Annotated in this window: 14 protein-coding genes; all 14 read right to left on the bottom strand. The window is 47.5% G+C overall.

The window, feature by feature from the left end; all coding sequences use genetic code 11:
* Positions 1-86 precede the first annotated feature (86 nt).
* The 14 genes from BLV66_RS08035 to BLV66_RS07970 all read right to left on the bottom strand — a co-directional run bounded on the left by BLV66_RS08035 (position 87) and on the right by BLV66_RS07970 (position 16,653).
* Positions 87-1,118, bottom strand: a complete 1,032-nt coding sequence (locus BLV66_RS08035) for a diacylglycerol kinase (protein WP_086985607.1) — start codon at positions 1,116-1,118, stop codon at positions 87-89.
* A 334-nt stretch (positions 1,119-1,452) separates the two neighbouring features.
* Positions 1,453-2,883 (bottom strand): Asp-tRNA(Asn)/Glu-tRNA(Gln) amidotransferase subunit GatB, encoded by a 1,431-nt coding sequence (gatB, locus tag BLV66_RS08030; RefSeq protein ID WP_086985606.1) that lies wholly within the window; start codon positions 2,881-2,883, stop codon positions 1,453-1,455.
* A 12-nt stretch (positions 2,884-2,895) separates the two neighbouring features.
* Positions 2,896-4,350, bottom strand: a complete 1,455-nt coding sequence (gatA, locus tag BLV66_RS08025; protein WP_086985605.1) for an Asp-tRNA(Asn)/Glu-tRNA(Gln) amidotransferase subunit GatA — start codon at positions 4,348-4,350, stop codon at positions 2,896-2,898.
* Entirely contained in the window at positions 4,347-4,652 is a 306-nt protein-coding gene (gene gatC, locus BLV66_RS08020; RefSeq protein WP_086629303.1) for an Asp-tRNA(Asn)/Glu-tRNA(Gln) amidotransferase subunit GatC, read from the bottom strand. Before gatC ends, gatA begins: the two co-directional genes overlap by 4 nt.
* Positions 4,653-4,945: 293 nt before the next feature.
* Complete coding sequence (locus tag BLV66_RS08015) at positions 4,946-6,079, bottom strand: CamS family sex pheromone protein (RefSeq protein ID WP_086985604.1); 1,134 nt, start codon at positions 6,077-6,079, stop codon at positions 4,946-4,948.
* Positions 6,072-8,102, bottom strand: a complete 2,031-nt coding sequence (gene ligA, locus BLV66_RS08010; RefSeq protein ID WP_086985603.1) for an NAD-dependent DNA ligase LigA — start codon at positions 8,100-8,102, stop codon at positions 6,072-6,074. The genes BLV66_RS08015 and ligA overlap by 8 nt, the downstream gene beginning before the upstream one ends.
* Positions 8,103-8,121: 19 nt before the next feature.
* Positions 8,122-10,404 carry a DNA helicase PcrA gene (gene pcrA / locus BLV66_RS08005; RefSeq protein ID WP_281251186.1) on the bottom strand — a complete coding sequence of 761 codons (2,283 nt, stop codon included), beginning with the start codon at positions 10,402-10,404 and terminating at the stop codon, positions 8,122-8,124.
* 404 nt (positions 10,405-10,808) lie between these two features.
* Positions 10,809-11,465: a GntR family transcriptional regulator gene (locus tag BLV66_RS08000; protein WP_086985601.1), complete on the bottom strand. Its 657-nt coding sequence runs from the start codon at positions 11,463-11,465 to the stop codon at positions 10,809-10,811.
* Between the two features lie 45 nt (positions 11,466-11,510).
* Positions 11,511-12,641, bottom strand: coding sequence for a 5-(carboxyamino)imidazole ribonucleotide synthase (gene purK / locus BLV66_RS07995; protein WP_086985600.1), 1,131 nt, complete (start codon positions 12,639-12,641; stop codon positions 11,511-11,513).
* 214 nt (positions 12,642-12,855) lie between these two features.
* Positions 12,856-13,476: a glycoside hydrolase family 73 protein gene (locus BLV66_RS07990; protein WP_086985599.1), complete on the bottom strand. Its 621-nt coding sequence runs from the start codon at positions 13,474-13,476 to the stop codon at positions 12,856-12,858.
* Between the two features lie 37 nt (positions 13,477-13,513).
* Positions 13,514-14,365, bottom strand: coding sequence for a M15 family metallopeptidase (locus BLV66_RS07985; protein WP_086985598.1), 852 nt, complete (start codon positions 14,363-14,365; stop codon positions 13,514-13,516).
* A 145-nt stretch (positions 14,366-14,510) separates the two neighbouring features.
* The gene (locus tag BLV66_RS07980; protein WP_086985597.1) at positions 14,511-15,047 is read right to left on the bottom strand and encodes a hypothetical protein; all 537 of its coding nucleotides are present in this window, start codon (positions 15,045-15,047) and stop codon (positions 14,511-14,513) included.
* 280 nt (positions 15,048-15,327) lie between these two features.
* The gene (locus BLV66_RS07975) at positions 15,328-15,981 is read right to left on the bottom strand and encodes a CBS domain-containing protein (RefSeq protein WP_086985596.1); all 654 of its coding nucleotides are present in this window, start codon (positions 15,979-15,981) and stop codon (positions 15,328-15,330) included.
* Positions 15,982-15,984: 3 nt separating this feature from the next.
* Entirely contained in the window at positions 15,985-16,653 is a 669-nt protein-coding gene (locus tag BLV66_RS07970; RefSeq protein ID WP_086986018.1) for an ABC transporter ATP-binding protein, read from the bottom strand.
* Positions 16,654-16,669: the final 16 nt, after the last annotated feature.

Genomic DNA, 16,669 nt, shown 5'->3' with positions numbered 1-16,669 from the left:
AGCTTCTTTTTCTCAGTATAACAAAAAATGCCCGATACCTCTCATATTAAGACCGAGAGGCCGGGCATTCTTTCTATTTTCAATTGTTAGTTCTTGCCGTCGTAAGGCAAACGTTTGTCGTTCACTTCATCCGGGTGCAAGGTTTCAACTTCCTTCATGAAGCCTGTGCCGGCACCTTCCAGAATGCCTTCATCGACTTCTTCGATTGGATCAGCGTAATCGGAAGTGTTGCCGATGATTTTGATGTGCTGCTGGTGGTTCGTGAATGTTGTCGGTGCATCACCGCCGTACTCCCCATCCAAGTTGATCATCAAACGCGAACCATCCATGGATTCTGCTTTCACAAAGCTGGTATGTGTATAGAGGACGTTCGAATTTTCGAGATGTCTGCCCCCGTTCAACACTTGGGCCAAAAGTTGCAGGATTTCGAAGATGTTCGCTGTCTTCACGACAAAAAGAGTGAACTTGCCATCCCCCAAAACGATGTTCGGATCGATCGTCTCAAAGCCACCGACCGAGTTGGTCAAGGCCACAAAGAACATGGAAGCCATGCCGTCGTATACGCCGCCTTCATATTCGATGCGCATGTGCATCGGTTTGAGCTGCGGGATTTTTTCGGCGCCTTTCACCAGATAGGCAAGGTAGCCAAAAATGGTCTTCAGCTTCGCAGGGACGTCGTAGGTCAAATCCGTCAGATAGCCACCTGCTGCGATATTTATGAAATAAGTACCATTGGCTTGACCGATATCCATCGGGATGACATTTCCATCAGCGATGACGCGGGCTGCATCCAATAGGTTCGAGCGCGGAATCTTCAAAGCACGGGCATAGTCATTTGTGGTCCCTGCAGGTATGATACCGACTGTCGGTCTGTGGTCCAATCCGGCGATGCCGTTGACGACTTCGTTTACGGTTCCGTCTCCGCCTGCTGCAACAATCAGGTCGAATCCGGCCAAAGCGGCACGTTCCGCTTCTTTGGTCGCGGAAAGGGGTTCAGGCGTCGTGGCATATGCACTGGCCTCATAGCCTGCTTCTTCCAATATTTGAAGGATGTCAATCATGCTTTTTTTCAGCATTTCTCTTCCGGAAGTAGGATTGTAAATTACTCTTGCTCTCATTCTTTTCCTCATCTTTCTAGGCTCATCTATTATATAGGTCACAATTAATCTTTTCTTGTCAAACCACTCAATTACTGATTATATCACCTAAATCATAATAATACTAATTCTTGAACTGGGAAAAAATAGGTTTATTACGATTTTTTTTAGAGTATATTATTTCAGAAAAAAAGCCAACCTCCCGAAGGAAGTTGGCTTGAATGTTGTTCAACGCAGACGCGTTCTGAAAAGCAGGGGGTTCCGCCTAACGCTATTTAGGCCCATCCAGCCAGACCCGGGCTGGTTGTTCCTAAATTTCGTTAGTGCTCGCCCCCTACCCGCAATTCATCGTATCCTATCTTTTTTCCAACTCTTGTGCTAGGAGTTGGTTGACCATGCCTGGGTTGGCTTGGCCTTTGGTTTGTTTCATGATTTGGCCTACTAGGAAGCCTTTGGCGCGGTCTTTTCCGGCTTTGAAGTCGTCAACGGATTGTTGGCTGTTGTCCAAAACGGCGTTGATGATCGGCAACAGTTGCGACGGATCGCTCATTTGGATCAGGCCTTCTGATTCAACGACTGCTTTTGCGTCTCCGCCTTTTGTTGCCAACAGGCGGAAGACTTTCTTGGCGATTTTCGTGCTGATTGTGCCGTCTTCGATCAATGAGATCATGCCGGCAAGGTTAGCTGGCGTCAGTTTGGTGTCGGCCAGCTCCACTTTTTCGCTGTTCAGGTAAGCTGAAACTTCACCCATCAACCAGTTGGAAGCCAATTTGGCATCCGCACCGGCAGCAAGGGTGCCTTCAAAGAAGTCGGACATTTCTTTCGAAAGTGTCAATACCATTGCATCGTACTCAGGCAGGTCGTATTCCGAAATGTATCTTTCGCGACGTTTTGCAGGCATTTCCGGAATGCTTGCTTTGACACGGTCGATCCATTCCTGGGAAACGGTCAAGCCTGGCAGATCCGGTTCAGGGAAGTAACGGTAATCACTTTCGCCTTCCTTGACGCGCATCAGGATCGTTTCGCCATTTGTTTCATCGAAACGGCGTGTTTCCTGTTGGATGACGCCGCCAGCGTTCAATACTTGCGCTTGGCGTTTTTCTTCATGAGCCAAACCTCTGCGGACGAAGTTGAAGGAGTTCAGGTTCTTCAATTCTGTCTTCGTGCCGAATTTTTCTTGGCCGAATGGGCGGATGGAGATGTTGGCATCGCAACGCATAGAGCCTTCTTCCATCTTCACATCGGATACGTCTGTGTACATAATGATTTGGCGTACCGCATCCAAGTAAGCATAAGCCTCTTCAGGAGAGCGCATATCCGCTTCCGATACGATTTCAATCAATGGCGTTCCTTGACGGTTCAAATCGACATAGGAATAGCCGTCTGACCCGTGCATGTTTTTGCCGGCATCTTCTTCAAGATGAACGCGTTCGATGCGGATTTTTTTCTTAACGCCTTCCACTTCGATTTCAACCCAGCCGTCATGGCCGATTGGGTTATCCAATTGCGAAATTTGGTAAGCTTTCGGATTGTCCGGGTAGAAGTAGTTTTTGCGGTCGAAGTGCGTTTCCGTTGAGATTTCGCAGTTCAAAGCCAAAGCAGCCTTCATGCAGAATTCGATAGCTCTTTTGTTGATGACAGGCAAGACGCCCGGGTAGCCCCAGTCGATGACGTTCGTATTTGTGTTCGGTTCTGCCCCAAAGTGTGCTGGAGATGGGGAGAACATTTTTGATTCAGTTTTCAATTCCACATGGACTTCCAGTCCGATGACTGTTTCATAATTCATAATGTTTTCCTCCTACAGGTTTGGGTGTTGGTCAAGATAGTCGTTCGCTTGTTCCAATGCAAAAGCAGCTTGATAGATTTTTGCTTCTTCGAAGTAGTTACCAATCAATTGGATACCGATCGGCATGCCGTCAGCCGAGAAACCGCCAGGAACTGAAATGGCCGGAACGCCCGCTAAGTTGATCGTTACGGTCAACAAGTCGTCCATGTACATAGCCAATGGATCGTCGTTCTTTTCGCCGATTCCGAAAGCAGTCGTTGTAGTGGTGGGCCCAAGGATCAGATCATAGCCTGCGAAGATGTTCGCGAAGTCGCGTTTGATCAGCGTACGGACTTGTCCTGCTTTCTTGAAGTAAGCATCATAGAAACCAGCGCTCAATGAGAAGGATCCCAACATGATGCGGCGTTTCACTTCCATTCCGAAACCTTCGGAACGGCTCTTGATGTACAATTCATCCAATGAGTTCACATTTTCAGCGCGGTAGCCATAACGCACACCGTCAAAACGTTGCAGGTTGGATGAAGCTTCCGAAGAAGCGATGATGTAGTAAGCAGGGATTCCGTAGGCCAAAGTGGGCATGCTGACTTCTTCTACGGTAGCGCCCATTTCTTCGAATTGGGCAGCTGCTTTTCTTACAGCCGCTTGGATTTCAGCGGATACGCCTTCTTGGAAATATTCTTTCGGCAAAGCAATCTTCATGCCTGCTACATTTCCGTTCAGGTTTGCACTGAATTTAGGCACTTCCAACTTCATGCTAGTCGAATCTTTGGCATCATAGCCGCTGATTGCTTCCAACAACAAGGCGTTGTCGGTTACGTTGCGTGTCATCGGACCGATTTGGTCAAGGCTGGACGCAAAAGCAATCAAGCCGTAACGGGATACGCGGCCGTATGTCGGTTTCATGCCGACGATGCCGTTGAAGGCAGCTGGTTGGCGGATACTTCCGCCTGTATCAGAACCCAAGGAAGCGACAACTTCGCCGCTAGCAACTGCAGCAGCTGAGCCACCGGATGAACCGCCGGGAACTTTTGTCAGGTCCCAAGCATTTTTTGTTTTTTTGTAGTAGGAGTTTTCCGTGCTTCCGCCCATGGCAAATTCGTCCATGTTCAGTTTTCCGATGTTGACTGCGCCGGCTTCCTTCAATTTGGTTACGACTGTTGCGTCATAGATCGGCATGAAGTCGCCCAACATGCGACTCGCTGCTGTCGTTATCACGCCTTCAGTGACGATGTTGTCTTTGATCCCTAAAGGAATACCGTTCAGGATATTGCCGTCCGCGTAGCCTTTTTCGTCAGCTGCTTGTGCTTGCTTCAAGGCTCCTTCTTCGTTCAAAGCCAAGAATGCTTCCACTTTTCCGTCTGTTTCAGCGATGCGTTTGAAGGCTGCTTGTGTTAGTTCCACGGAAGAAAATTCTTTATTGACTAAACCTTCATGCAGGCTCGTTAGCGTTTCATTGAAAATACTCATGCGCCTTCCACCTCATTATCTAGAATTGCCGGCACTTGGATCATACCGTCTTCGGCTGTTTTGACGTTTTTGAATAAGAGGTCGCGATCTGTTCCTGGTTCCGCTACATCTTCACGCATGACATTCTTCAATGCATAGCCATGAGAAGTCACGGGTACATCCGTTGTATCGACTGCTTCCAATTGTTCCACCATGTCGATGATGTCGCCCAATTGTTCTGTAAAATGTTTAATTTCATTAGGAGCGAATTCCAGCTTGGCCAGTTTTGCTACGTGACGCACTTGCTCTTCAGTGATTGCCATGTAATACCCTTCTTTCTGTCGTTTTGTGTAGTCATCGTTTTTTTACATACCTGTTCATTTTAGCATAAAAATCATCGGTTTGTGGGAGTTTTCTCATGTTTCCCGCACTTTCTGAAAACCGTTAAAAGCGGAACGGGTTCGTTCAGCCCTGATAGAAATTTAGGAAATCGTGCCGACTGAGCATCGTAGAGCGCAATAGGTACGATTTATCTAATTTCCGAAGGGCTAACCCGTGAAGCTGGAGAAGAAAAGCGGAACGGGTTCGCTCATCCATGATGAAGGAAAACTGTGCCTTAATCAAAGATATGGTAGCTGAAGCCCTGGCTGTCGTTTTCCCTTGTCAGGAACGATTCGATGCCGTTGATCGATTCAACCGTGATCTCAACGGGAATGTTTTGGGGCAGGAACCGCCCTGCTGCATCCGTTACGTGCTGGGTGAAGGCGATGATTTCCGTTTCCCCATAGAACTGCGTCGTGATGTCGATTTCGAGCGACATCAGCTGTCCATCGATGTATTTTCCTTCACCGACGATACCGTTCAGATTCGGGAAGAAATTCTGCACTTCATTTTTGAAGTTGTCAAAGTTGGAAGATTCTTCCGTCTGCGTTCCGCTTTGCAAAGGGAAGACGACTTTGCTTTCATTGCGGGTGATCCATTCACCAATCGCATTCCCTTCCGTGGAGACGCCTTCGAACAGATAGACGCCGCCGACCGGGCTGTCCTGCGCCGATTGTTCATAAATGCCGATGACGATCGGAATGCTTTCCAATCCTTCGGTCTGGCGCAAACGCGTAATAATCGTATTTGCATAAGCTTTTGCCTGTTCTTCCAGTTTATCGCGAGAAATGGCTTGTTCCATCGGCACATCGTTCACCTTGTAATAGTCGACCGAATTCATTGCCAGTCCGATCGCCATCCCTGCCAATTCGAAGCCATTCTCATTTTGGATCATATAGTCCTGTTCCAAAATCTGCTCCAGATAAATCGGCTCTCGGGTTGCAGCGTCGGTACTGCCATTATCGGTCGGATTCAAACCATCCGGATTGGAGTCGCTGTAACGTCCCAACCATAACCTCGTCGTATCATAATCGATGACTTGGCCTTCCTGAAAAAAATATTGGTCGGTCGGAAAAACATTCTTTGATACATCCAACAAATCCGCCTCAAAGTCTTTGATGTTAGCTGTGGAGTTCAGCGATAGGCTGACGCCTCGATTCTGGCTGAATTGGTACTTGCCGTCCACAATCAAGGCGGGGTAATAATCGGTCGACAATTGATTCTGTGTCGTTTGGACAGTCACTTTTTCAGGGCCGGTATTGGTTGTGTTCTCCGTCGTTTGCGTCTCTGATAGCTGTCCGCAACTAGCCAACAGGAGCATCGCTGCTCCGGAGACAGTCATAAGGACGACGCTTTTCGCTTTATTCACTGCTGTCACTTCTTTCCAAGTTTTTCACCATATCTTCTTCTGTCCAGACAGGGATGCCCAAAGATTGGGCTTTTGCCAATTTACTGCCGGCTTCTTCTCCGGCAACGATCCAATCGGTCTTTTTGGAGACACTGCCAGTCACTTTCCCACCTAGGGCTTCAATCATTTCTGTCGCTTCGGTTCGGTTATAGTGCGTCAGTTTGCCCGTCAATACAACGGTTTTGCCGTTCCATATGGAATCAACCGCGGCCACCTCAGCCTTTTTCTTGCCGAGGTAGGTCAGATTCACGCCGTTCGCTCGGAATTCTTCGATCAGGTCCTTCACTTCCGGAAGTTGGAAATAGGCCACGACGCTGTCCGCTATGATGTCGCCCATGCCTTCGACGGCCATGATTTCTTCTTTCGTCGCCTGCATCAGGCGTTCGATCGTTTCGAATTCCGCTGCCAAGCTGGCTGCAGCCTTCGATCCGACATGGCGGATTCCCAACCCGAACAGCAGACGTTCGAGTGAGTTCCCGCGGCTTTGGTCAATGGCCGTCACAATATTGTTGGCTGATTTTTCTTTGATTTTATCCAATTGGTAAAGGTCTTCCTCCGTCAATTTATACAGATCTGCTACATCCTTGACGAGCCCTTTTTCGAACATTTGGCTGACGACGCGAACGCCGAGACCGCTGATGTTCATCGCGTTGCGCGAAACAAAGTGGGATAGGCCTTCCTTGATTTGGGCCGGACATTTCGGATTGATGCAACGCAGAGCCACTTCATCCTCCAGATGTACCAGATTGCTCTCGCAGGCTGGGCACGTTTCGGGGATGACATAAGGTTTACTTTCCGGATTTCTGCGATCGATGAGGACATGCTGGATTTCCGGGATGATGTCGCCGGCCTTATGGATCACGACAGTATCTCCTATGCGCACATCCTTCTCGCGGACGAGATCGACGTTATGTAGGCTGGCGCGCTGCACGGTGGAACCGGCCAAGAATACGGGATCCATCACGGCTGTGGGCGTCACGACACCGGTACGGCCAACAGTCCACTCGATGTCGCGCACGATTGTTTCGGCTTCTTCTGCTTTGAATTTATAGGCGATTGCCCACCGCGGCGCTTTTACCGTATAACCGATTTCTTCTTGAGCAGAAAATGCGTTGACTTTGATGACGATGCCATCGATTTCGTATGGCAAGTCTTTTCTTTTCGCTGCGATTTCTTCCGTGAATGCCCAGACTTTTTCGATTGAATCGAAGAGTCTGCGTTCCGGATTGGTCCGCAAACCAACTTGAGCCAATCGGTTAAGCAGCGCATCCTGCGTTTCCACAGCCAATTGTTCGAAATTGGTGGCGCTGTATAGATAGATGTTCAGGTTGCGGCTTGCCGCAATGCTGGAATCCAGTTGACGCAGACTGCCAGCAGCGGCGTTGCGCGGATTCGCAAAAATCTCTAGGCCTTTCTCATCGCGGTCCGCATTCAATTGGACGAATGAGGCTTTAGGCATGTAGCATTCACCGCGGACTTCGAAAGTCAGCGGTTCATTCAGGCGCAACGGAATGGATTTGACCGTCCGCAAGTTCTGCGTGATGTCTTCTCCGGTATTTCCGTCCCCACGCGTCGCGCCTTGGATGAACAAGCCATTTTCGTACTTCAATGACACGGCCAAACCGTCGATCTTCAGCTCGCACATGTATTGCAAAGGCTGGTCGGTCAGTTTACTGATCCGTTGATGGAATTGCATTAGTTCTTCCTGATTGAAGGCATTCCCCAAACTCAACATCGGTGAATCATGCTGGACCTTTTTGAAGCCGGGCAGGATAGTACCGCCGATGCGTTGCGTCGGTGAGTCCGTGGTTATCAGCTCAGGATGGGCTTTTTCCAATGTTTCCAGTTCTTGGTACTGCTGGTCGTATTCTTTATCTGAAATACTGGGCTTGTCCAGTACATAATACTCGTAACTATAGCGGTTGAGGAGCGTCTTCAACGTCTCGATGCGCGCTTGGGCTTCGGTCAGACTTTCTTTCGCCATGAATGGTTCCCCTCCTAAATTATGCTTTTTCAATCGGTGCAAAGGATGCCAACAGGCGTTTGATGCCGATATCTTTGAAGGCGATATCCAAAGTCAACCCATCGCCTTCTCCACTTGTCTGAACGACAATACCTGTGCCCCATTTCTTATGGCTGGCTTTGTCGCCCACAGCCCAGCCAAGGCTGGCCGCACCGCTGCTTCCGGTTTGCTGGACAGACTGCGTCGTTTTTTCACGCGGTCCAGCCGAAAACGTCTGACTGAAGGCTTTCTCCTGACGGGTATCGCTTGCTGTTTTCCAGCGGCCGCCGGAGCTTGCTGGTTTTGAAGAATACATACTTGACGTGGAGCCCGAACTATCCTCGCGGTCCAGAACGGATCCGTCCAATTCATCAAGGAAACGTGATGCCGGGTTGGACATCGTACGTCCATAAAGCATGCGGGAATAGGCATTCGTCAGGAACAGTCTTTGCTCCGCCCGCGTGATGCCTACATATGCCAAACGTCGTTCTTCCTCCATCTGGTCCTCATCCATGAAGGAGCGGGACGATGGGAAAATACCGTCTTCCATCCCGATGATGAAGACGATCGGGAATTCCAATCCTTTGGCTGCGTGCATTGTCATCAGCGTCACTTCGCTCTGCGGTTCTTCCTCAATCTGATCCAAATCGGAAACCAGGGCCAAATCGGTCAGGAAGGAGGTCAGGTCAAAGTCGTCTTGATTCATTTTATCGAACTCTTGGGTTACAGACAGGAATTCATTGATGTTTTCGATTCGTGCTTCCGACTCCAACGTCTTCTCCATTTCGAGGGCTTCTAGATAAGTCGTCTGGGAAAGCAACTCCTGCACCAATTCCGTGATTGGAAGGAATTCCTGCATTTTATGCAGATTATCCATTATGGTAGCGAATTTCTTCAATTCCTTCGCGGCTTTTCCGGATACGCTGGACATTGCCACATCATGGGCAGCCTGCAATAAGGTCAGGTCATGCATATTTGCGAATTCGCGCAGTTTTTCGACACTAGCATCACCGATTCCCCGTTTCGGCACGTTCACGATCCGGCCGAAGCTTAAGTCATCCGATGGGTTTACGATCAGTCGCAGATAAGCCAAGAGGTCTTTGATTTCTTTGCGGTCGTAGAACTTGCGCCCGCCGACCATCTTGTAAGGGATGTTCGACTTCAGTAGGTTCTCTTCGATGACACGCGACTGGGCGTTCGTCCGGTAGAGCACTGCGAAATCCCCGTACTGGCGTTTGTTTTCTCGGACTTCCTGCTGCATCTTGGAGATGACATAGCGCGCTTCGTCATGTTCGGATTGGCCCCGGTAGTAGACGATGTTCTCGCCATCCGGATTGTCTGTCCACAACTCTTTTTCTTTCCGGTTGACGTTGTTTTGGATCACGTCATTGGCTGCGCGCAGGATTTTTTTGGTGGAACGGTAGTTCTGCTCCAGCAAAACCACTTTTGCATCCGGATAATCCTTTTCGAAGTTGAGGATGTTTTCCATGTCGGCACCGCGCCAACCGTAAATACTTTGATCCGCATCCCCGACGACGCAGATGTTTTTGAACTTGCTGGCCAACAGCTGCACCAATTGATATTGGGCGTAGTTGGTATCCTGATACTCGTCCACATGAATGTAATGGAATTTATTTTGGTAGTAGGACAGCGTTTCTGGATATTCTTGGAACAACTTGACCGTCAACATGATCAGGTCGTCAAAATCCATCGATTGGCTGTTTTCGAGCGCTTTCTGGTAATCCTTGTAGCATTCATAAACGATATTATCGATGTATCCGCCAGCCAAATCGCCGAATTCCTTCGGTGTCTGCAGCTCATTTTTCGCTTGGCTGATCCGACCCAGAATCATGCGGTGATCGAATTTTTTGGAATCCAGATTCTTTTCGCGGATGATGCGTTTCATCAATGTTTCGGTTTCGCTCTGGTCGCAGATGGTGAAAGAGCGCGCATAGCCGAGCTGTTCGCTCTCTCTTCTTAGGATCCGTACGCACATGGAGTGGAAAGTGGATACCCACATGTCGTTGCCGACTGTTCCGACCAAGCGGATGACCCGCTCTTTCATTTCTTTTGCCGCTTTATTCGTGAAGGTGATGGCTAAGATGTTCCAAGGGTTTACTGATTTTTCTTCCAGTAGATAGGCCATGCGATGTGTAAGCACACGCGTTTTGCCGCTGCCTGCCCCCGCCATGATCAATAGTGGCCCTTCCGTCGCCAAAACGGCTTCTGCTTGCCTTGGGTTCATTCCTTTTATGAGATCGTGTTTTTGTTGCACAATTGCCATCCTTTCTTTTGTTGCCTTTGTATCGGAGTGTGTATGGGTATGTTCTTTTTTGATAGGTTCAAGGCGATGGTGCAGCCTTATCGATTCTGATTTGCATCATGGTTTAGTCTATCATTTTAGAGCCTGTCTATCAATGAATCCCCGGATATTTTAGAGAGTTTTTAACCCTTGTTCCCCTTGGTGCATTTCAATTTCGTCTCAGCCTATTATGCCACTCTTTGCGGCTGTTTATAGCAAAAGAACTCTCTTTTCCGGATGTCAGGGTTTACAATGAAGTCAGTAGTCAGCATACCGACAGGAACCTGTTTGATATTAGCCTAAGGGTTGGATTTCATGACATCCAACATAAAAGTCCTGCCGCTGAATCAAGCAAATGATTCAGCGGCAGGACTTTCTTTCTCAGTCTATTGGGCCAGGATATCGTTTGTGTCTTTCAACGTTTCGAAGAAGAAAACAAGGTATTCGCCCATCTTATCATAATCTTTAGCACGCATACAGATGCTCACTTCTTGATACAAGGCGAGCAATTTGGCTTCATTTTGGTAACGCGCTTCATCCATCAGGTCACCGTTGTCGGAATAAGTGCCATGGATGTCCCGAGCTGTCGTCAAAATCACTTTCTTCATGAATTGATTGTCGCTTTGTTCGATGAATGTCTCAAAGAGTCGGTATTCATTCTTGAAGTAACCCGTCGCATCACGGTAATTCAAATACTCCACTTGTTTTTCCAGAATCTCATCAAATTTGTTGTGATCCAAGGCGATGTCGTTTTCCTTCAGATATTGTAGGTAATTCATAATGAGACCTGCGATCAGTTCCAGGCGTTCCAATAGACCCTCGTTTGAGATCTTCTTCTCGGCCACGATATAGCCTTTGTAGGGGATAGATTTCACCATCCCTTCCTCCTCAAGCAAAAGCAGCGCAGTGCGAATCGGTGTCCGGCTCATAAACAACGCTTCCGAAATAAGTTGTTCGGTTATTTTGGTTCCCGGAGGCCAGCAATTGCTGTCTATTTTGTCCTTTATGTAGTCGTATGCCTTATTGAATAGCCTTTCCTCCATCAATTGATTCCTTCCTTCATATAAGAGAGCGGACACCTGTTTCCGTTACTCTGTAGATTTCAACAAGCCGTTTTCTTCCAATTCGTTGATGAGGATATCTGGGATGTCACCCAATAATGTGACGTGTCCCATTTTCCGTTTCGCGCGGTGTTCTTTTTTTCCGTAAAAGTGGAAATGCCAATCTGGTTTGGTCAGCAGCAGAATCATTGCTTCATCAAGTTTTTCTTCCATGATATTGAAAGTCACGCTTGTATCGTACAACTGGATTTCCGGAATGGGCAACCCACAGATGCAGCGGACCAGCACCTCATATTGTGAGATGCTACAGCCGTCCAGTGAATAATTGCACGAATGGTGCGGTCGGACGACCAAACGGTTCACATACAGCGTTCCTGATGAAGTCATGAATGTCTCGATTGTCAAAATCCCGGTCAGATTCATGGCCTTCGCAGCCAGCTTGCCGATATGCTCTAGCTCTTTCTGGAAGTTACCGCCTACTCTTGCTGGCGTGATTGTCTTCACAAGTTTTTGCTCCCGGTAGACTGTTTCGGTGACAGGGAATGAAGTGAACACATTGTTCACATCCTGTGCGACCGTAATCGCCAACTCCATCTCAAATGGGATCCACGCCTCCAAAATGCACGTTCCTTTTTTCAGTAAGGCTGACGCCCTTCCGAAGTCTTCTTCACTGTATAAAAGATGTTGCACCGGTGTAGCCATTTCAATACGTATCGGCTTCAGAACACATGGGAAGCCGATACTTTTGACAGCCTCTTCCATGTCTTCGATGGTGGTTATCGTCGCATAAGGCGTTACGTTTATGTTCAATGATTCCAGAAACGCCTTTTCGATTAATCGGTCTTGGGTGATGGAAAGGCTGTCCGGATCCTGCGGTATGCTGATATAAGGATTGATTTGTGTCAGCAACATTGTGTCCACAGCTTCGGATTCAAATGTCAGGACGTCAGATTTTGCTGCGAGATCCGTCAGCGCTTCAAAGTCCGTATATCTCTTGGTTATCTGCCAATCAGCTATTTGCCCAGCCGGACAGGCAGGGTCGGCGTCCAAGATGCCTATTTGGTAACCCATTTTTTTGGCTTCCAAAGCAATCATACGGGCGACGTGTCCTCCGCCAATAATACCGATTGTTTTCCCGGGTAAAATTTGATTCGGCATGTGATCACACTACTCTCTTGGATTTTTCATTAGAATTTGTTAAAAAAGTCTTTACCAAATCATTTTATCACTATATTCAACGATTGTCGCCATGGAAAAAATCTCTGTTTGTCGAATTTCCGTAAGAAATCAGAAGTGATGGAAAAAAAAGCGCGGACATCAGGCTGCCTCTTGGAAAGGGCTCCATCTGTCCACGCGTTTCTTTTTGTATGTTTCAACTATCATATTCATAAAGTGCATGCTGTTCGATGACCGCAATCAATTTAGTCGCATAATCCGGATCGGTCGCATAGCCACAATCCTGAAGAGCTTGAGCTGCTTCCTGATAAGTGGCCGCCTGCAGAACGGGAGCGTATTGATTCGGATCCCAAGTGGTTCCGTTGACGAACAACAGCGCATGGTCTTGGACCGATTCTGTCCAGCTGCCGTAGACCCTGAATTTTGCTTGAATGGTGACCCACTGGCCGTTGTAGTATTCATTGGTCGTCAAAAGAACTGTATTTCCCGGATCCTCACCCTTCATGCCGTAAAGGTTATTGTAGACGGCAGACAGTTCGCTCTCTCCCCAATCTGATTCGAGTATAGCTTGAGCGATGCTGATGCTAGCGTGAACACCGTATGCTGCTTGCATCTGTTGTGCAGCAGGGGCGATAGTGGCGATGAAGCCGGTTCCCTGATTATTGTCGTACTCCGGGATATCCGGTACAATCGGAGCAAAATCGCCGATAAATGACAGACTTGCCATAAAACTGATCGACAAGAAAAATAAAATCTTAACGGCCTTAGCAGATGCTGATTGCGGTTGTTTTCGAGCCCGCTTAATCTTTCGTGCCATATTTTCCTCCATCTATTTGGTTGTGCTGCTTTACCTGCTATTTTTTACTGATCCCGAGTTCTTCATTTTGCTTCAGAATAGCTATGTATTCTTCCAATGTCAGATTCTGTTCAGTCATGTACACAGCGTTCTCTACGCCAACATACCGGAAATGCCACGGTTCAAAATTGATGCCGGTGATGTCTTCTTTCGCTTTTGGGAAACGCAAGACGAAACCGTATTTGGGTGCATTTTCTTTCAGCCATAGCCCTTCCGGATAGTTTTCCAAATCCGGTAATAAGCCTGAATTACCTTCTTGGTTGGCTAAAGCGGTCGATGTGATATCCACGGCGAGTCCGGTTGTGTGTTCGCTGGCATTAGGCAATGCAATATATTCTTCCGTCTTTGCGCGTGCCTCTTCTTCCGAAAAACCTGAGGCTAGATAATTTTGATAGTTGACATCATAGTTTGCTTGTTGTTGCTCAATGGAGCGGTAACCTGAAATCATCGTGAAATCCATCCCGGCAGCTTTTCCCGCTTCCATCAATGTCAAGTATGGGTCCTTAATTCTGCTGTCGATCTGATAGCCGCTTTCTGTCAAGTATAACTCCATGGCGATTTCTCCAGCAAGCTGATTTCCCCTGTTCACCAAAACCAGATTCCAATCAGCTGATGAAGCGTTGGGAGTCACGATCACTTTGGGCTCGTCTTCATCAACTGCAGCTTCGGCAGCGGCTTGCGATTCTCCGGAGTGATTATTTGCTGAAGAATTCTGCTGACTGATTTTTGGTTCATCATCATTGGTTGTGCATCCTGTGAAAAAGAGCATCGCCAGCAAGAGTCCCGCAAGGAAACGCAGTCTTTGTGCGTACCGCTCAGGTGTCTGGGAGTGTGTGTTTTTCGTTTCCATCTTCTACCCTCTTCTGGTCTAAAATTTTGTGTTATGCCTATTTTAGCACAAACGCCCATCAATCCACACCCAAAAAGTAAGCCTAAGCTCGAATCCAAGCGAAAAGCCAAGATAATATCATCTCGGCTTTTCGGTGTATATTAAATTATTCAGTAATTTTTGTAATGGTATCAGGCGTATTCTCATTGAACCATTCCAGCAGATTGATTTTTTCCGAATCGATCTGATGACGGATAATGCTAGGCAAGCGTAGGTCGATGATATCTTTGTAACTCCAGAAATCATAGTTGCACTCGAGCCGGAGTGTCGTGATTGCCGGTTTGTGGATCTCTGAATCATGAACCGTCTCATCGGTAGTGTACCATTTGAAATCGGCCAAATCCGTCGCTATCCATTTTTTGGCGACTTGATACTTCAGGAATTGATATTCTCTTACAGGGTTCTCTGCCACCTCGGGAAGAATTTCGGCATTGCGGCAAACTTTCTGGACAAGCATCCACTCATAATCGGTGAACAATTTTGAAATGATCTGCATGTTCTCGGGTTTTAAACCATGCTCTCCTTTTTTCCAGCGATCCCAGCTCTGCGGTGAGATCCCTAGTTGATTGGCATAAAAAGCTTTTTCACTGACATATTGCTCTTTGATCGTAAACAAGACAATTGTTATAAGTGCATTATTCATTTATGTGACCTCCAATCTATCATGTTCTTATTATACACTTATTACGTGATAAAAGAAATCATTTGCATAAAAAAACGCCCACTCCATTTTAGTTGGAGTGAGCGGTTTTCTTAATTGTATGATGTTGCTTGGTAAACGGGATTATTTGGATCCTTTTAGAACGGTTCTGAATCCTAGAGTTCTCCGCCTAACGCTATTCATGCCCACTCAGCCAAACCTAAGGCTGCGCAGTCCTGAACCTCGTTAGTGCTCAATCTCTGAGCTCAGGATTCATCACACACTATACTCTTTCTGGTTTGTAGATGATCGATCCGATTTCGTAGCCGTGTTCTTCAAGTCTGGCACGGATGCCGTCGATGTCTTTGCTTTCCAGTTGGATGACGACCTGGACATAGCCCAGTTTGCGGTAAGTCGCGATCTGTTGGATGTTGATGTTCTCATCGGAGAAGATATCGGTCAGATCTTCGAGGACGCCTTTTTTGTCTTCATGGATATTGACGACAACGCGGACGCCCGGTGTGTAGTAGCCTAGCACATCGATGAAGGCGGAGAAGATGTCCTTTTCGGTGATGATGCCGATCAGGCGGTTGCCTGCTTCGACGACCGGCAGGACGCTGATGCCATTCTCACGCATCATTACGGCAGCTTCTTCCAAAAGAGCTTCCTTATTGATCGTTACAACACGTTTTTCCATGATGTCTGCCACTGTTGTTTTGTTCAACAGATAGTTGACTTCATGCATATCCAAACTGGTCATGCTGGAAGGTGTATTGCGTTCAATGATGCCCTCCGTTATCAAACCCACGATAGTTTCGCCCTGAACAACCGGCAGACGGTGGATCTTATGCTCTTTCATTAAATCCAAAGCTTCGATAATTTTTGTTGAAGGTTGAATCGTTACTAAATCCGTTGACATATAGCTTTGTACATCCATTGTTTAGCCTCCTAAGTAAGCTTTCTGAACTTCGTCACTTGCTAATAATTCTTCCCCGGTTCCGGTCAAAACGATATTTCCCGTTTCCAATACATAACCGCGATTCGCAATCTGCAGCGCAACGTTAGCGTTTTGTTCGATCAAGAGGATCGTCGTGCCTTGTTTCTGGATATCCTGAATGATATGGAAAATTTCTTTGATGAAAATGGGCGCCAGCCCCATCGAAGGCTCATCCAAAAGCAATAACTTCGGCTTCGTCATCAAAGCGCGGCCCATTGCCAACATCTGTTGCTCTCCACCGGACAAGGTGGCTGCATCCTGATTTTTTCTTTCGCGCAGAATCGGAAATCGTTCGAATACCGCTTCAAGATCACCAGCAAGGTTCTGTTTGTCTTTGCGGGTAAAGCTTCCAAGGTCAAGATTTTCCTGAACGGTCAAACCTTTGAAGACATGGCGGCCTTCCGGAACTTGGGCAATCCCTTGCTCAACGATTTTTCTGGTCGCGATGTTATGGATAGGTTTCCCCAAATATTCGATTTCGCCTGATGACGGTTTTACCAACCCGGAAATCGTACGCAAAATGGTGGACTTGCCTGCTCCGTTGGCTCCGATCAAGGTCACGATTTCGCCTTCATTCACTTCAAAGCTGATATCTTTGATGGCTTGGATCATGCCATAATGCACAGAT

It is taken from the genome of Trichococcus collinsii (assembly GCF_900107505.1).
Lineage (GTDB): Bacteria > Bacillota > Bacilli > Lactobacillales > Aerococcaceae > Trichococcus > Trichococcus collinsii.
This window is presented reverse-complemented; position numbering and strand designations above follow the sequence as displayed.

What these genes read in the sequence shown, in the direction of transcription:
- BLV66_RS08035 (WP_086985607.1), bottom strand. Translation starts at nt 1,118, where the DNA reads ATGAGAGCAAGAGTAATTTACAATCCTACTTCCGGAAGAGAAATGCTG.
- gatB (WP_086985606.1), bottom strand. Translation starts at nt 2,883, where the DNA reads ATGAATTATGAAACAGTCATCGGACTGGAAGTCCATGTGGAATTGAAA.
- gatA (WP_086985605.1), bottom strand. Translation starts at nt 4,350, where the DNA reads ATGAGTATTTTCAATGAAACGCTAACGAGCCTGCATGAAGGTTTAGTC.
- gatC (WP_086629303.1), bottom strand. Translation starts at nt 4,652, where the DNA reads ATGGCAATCACTGAAGAGCAAGTGCGTCACGTAGCAAAACTGGCCAAG.
- ligA (WP_086985603.1), bottom strand. Translation starts at nt 8,102, where the DNA reads ATGGCGAAAGAAAGTCTGACCGAAGCCCAAGCGCGCATCGAGACGTTG.
- pcrA (WP_281251186.1), bottom strand. Translation starts at nt 10,404, where the DNA reads ATGGCAATTGTGCAACAAAAACACGATCTCATAAAAGGAATGAACCCA.
- BLV66_RS08000 (WP_086985601.1), bottom strand. Translation starts at nt 11,465, where the DNA reads ATGGAGGAAAGGCTATTCAATAAGGCATACGACTACATAAAGGACAAA.
- purK (WP_086985600.1), bottom strand. Translation starts at nt 12,641, where the DNA reads ATGCCGAATCAAATTTTACCCGGGAAAACAATCGGTATTATTGGCGGA.
- BLV66_RS07990 (WP_086985599.1), bottom strand. Translation starts at nt 13,476, where the DNA reads ATGGCACGAAAGATTAAGCGGGCTCGAAAACAACCGCAATCAGCATCT.
- BLV66_RS07985 (WP_086985598.1), bottom strand. Translation starts at nt 14,365, where the DNA reads ATGGAAACGAAAAACACACACTCCCAGACACCTGAGCGGTACGCACAA.
- BLV66_RS07980 (WP_086985597.1), bottom strand. Translation starts at nt 15,047, where the DNA reads ATGAATAATGCACTTATAACAATTGTCTTGTTTACGATCAAAGAGCAA.
- BLV66_RS07975 (WP_086985596.1), bottom strand. Translation starts at nt 15,981, where the DNA reads ATGGATGTACAAAGCTATATGTCAACGGATTTAGTAACGATTCAACCT.
- BLV66_RS07970 (WP_086986018.1), bottom strand. Translation starts at nt 16,653, where the DNA reads ATGATCCAAGCCATCAAAGATATCAGCTTTGAAGTGAATGAAGGCGAA.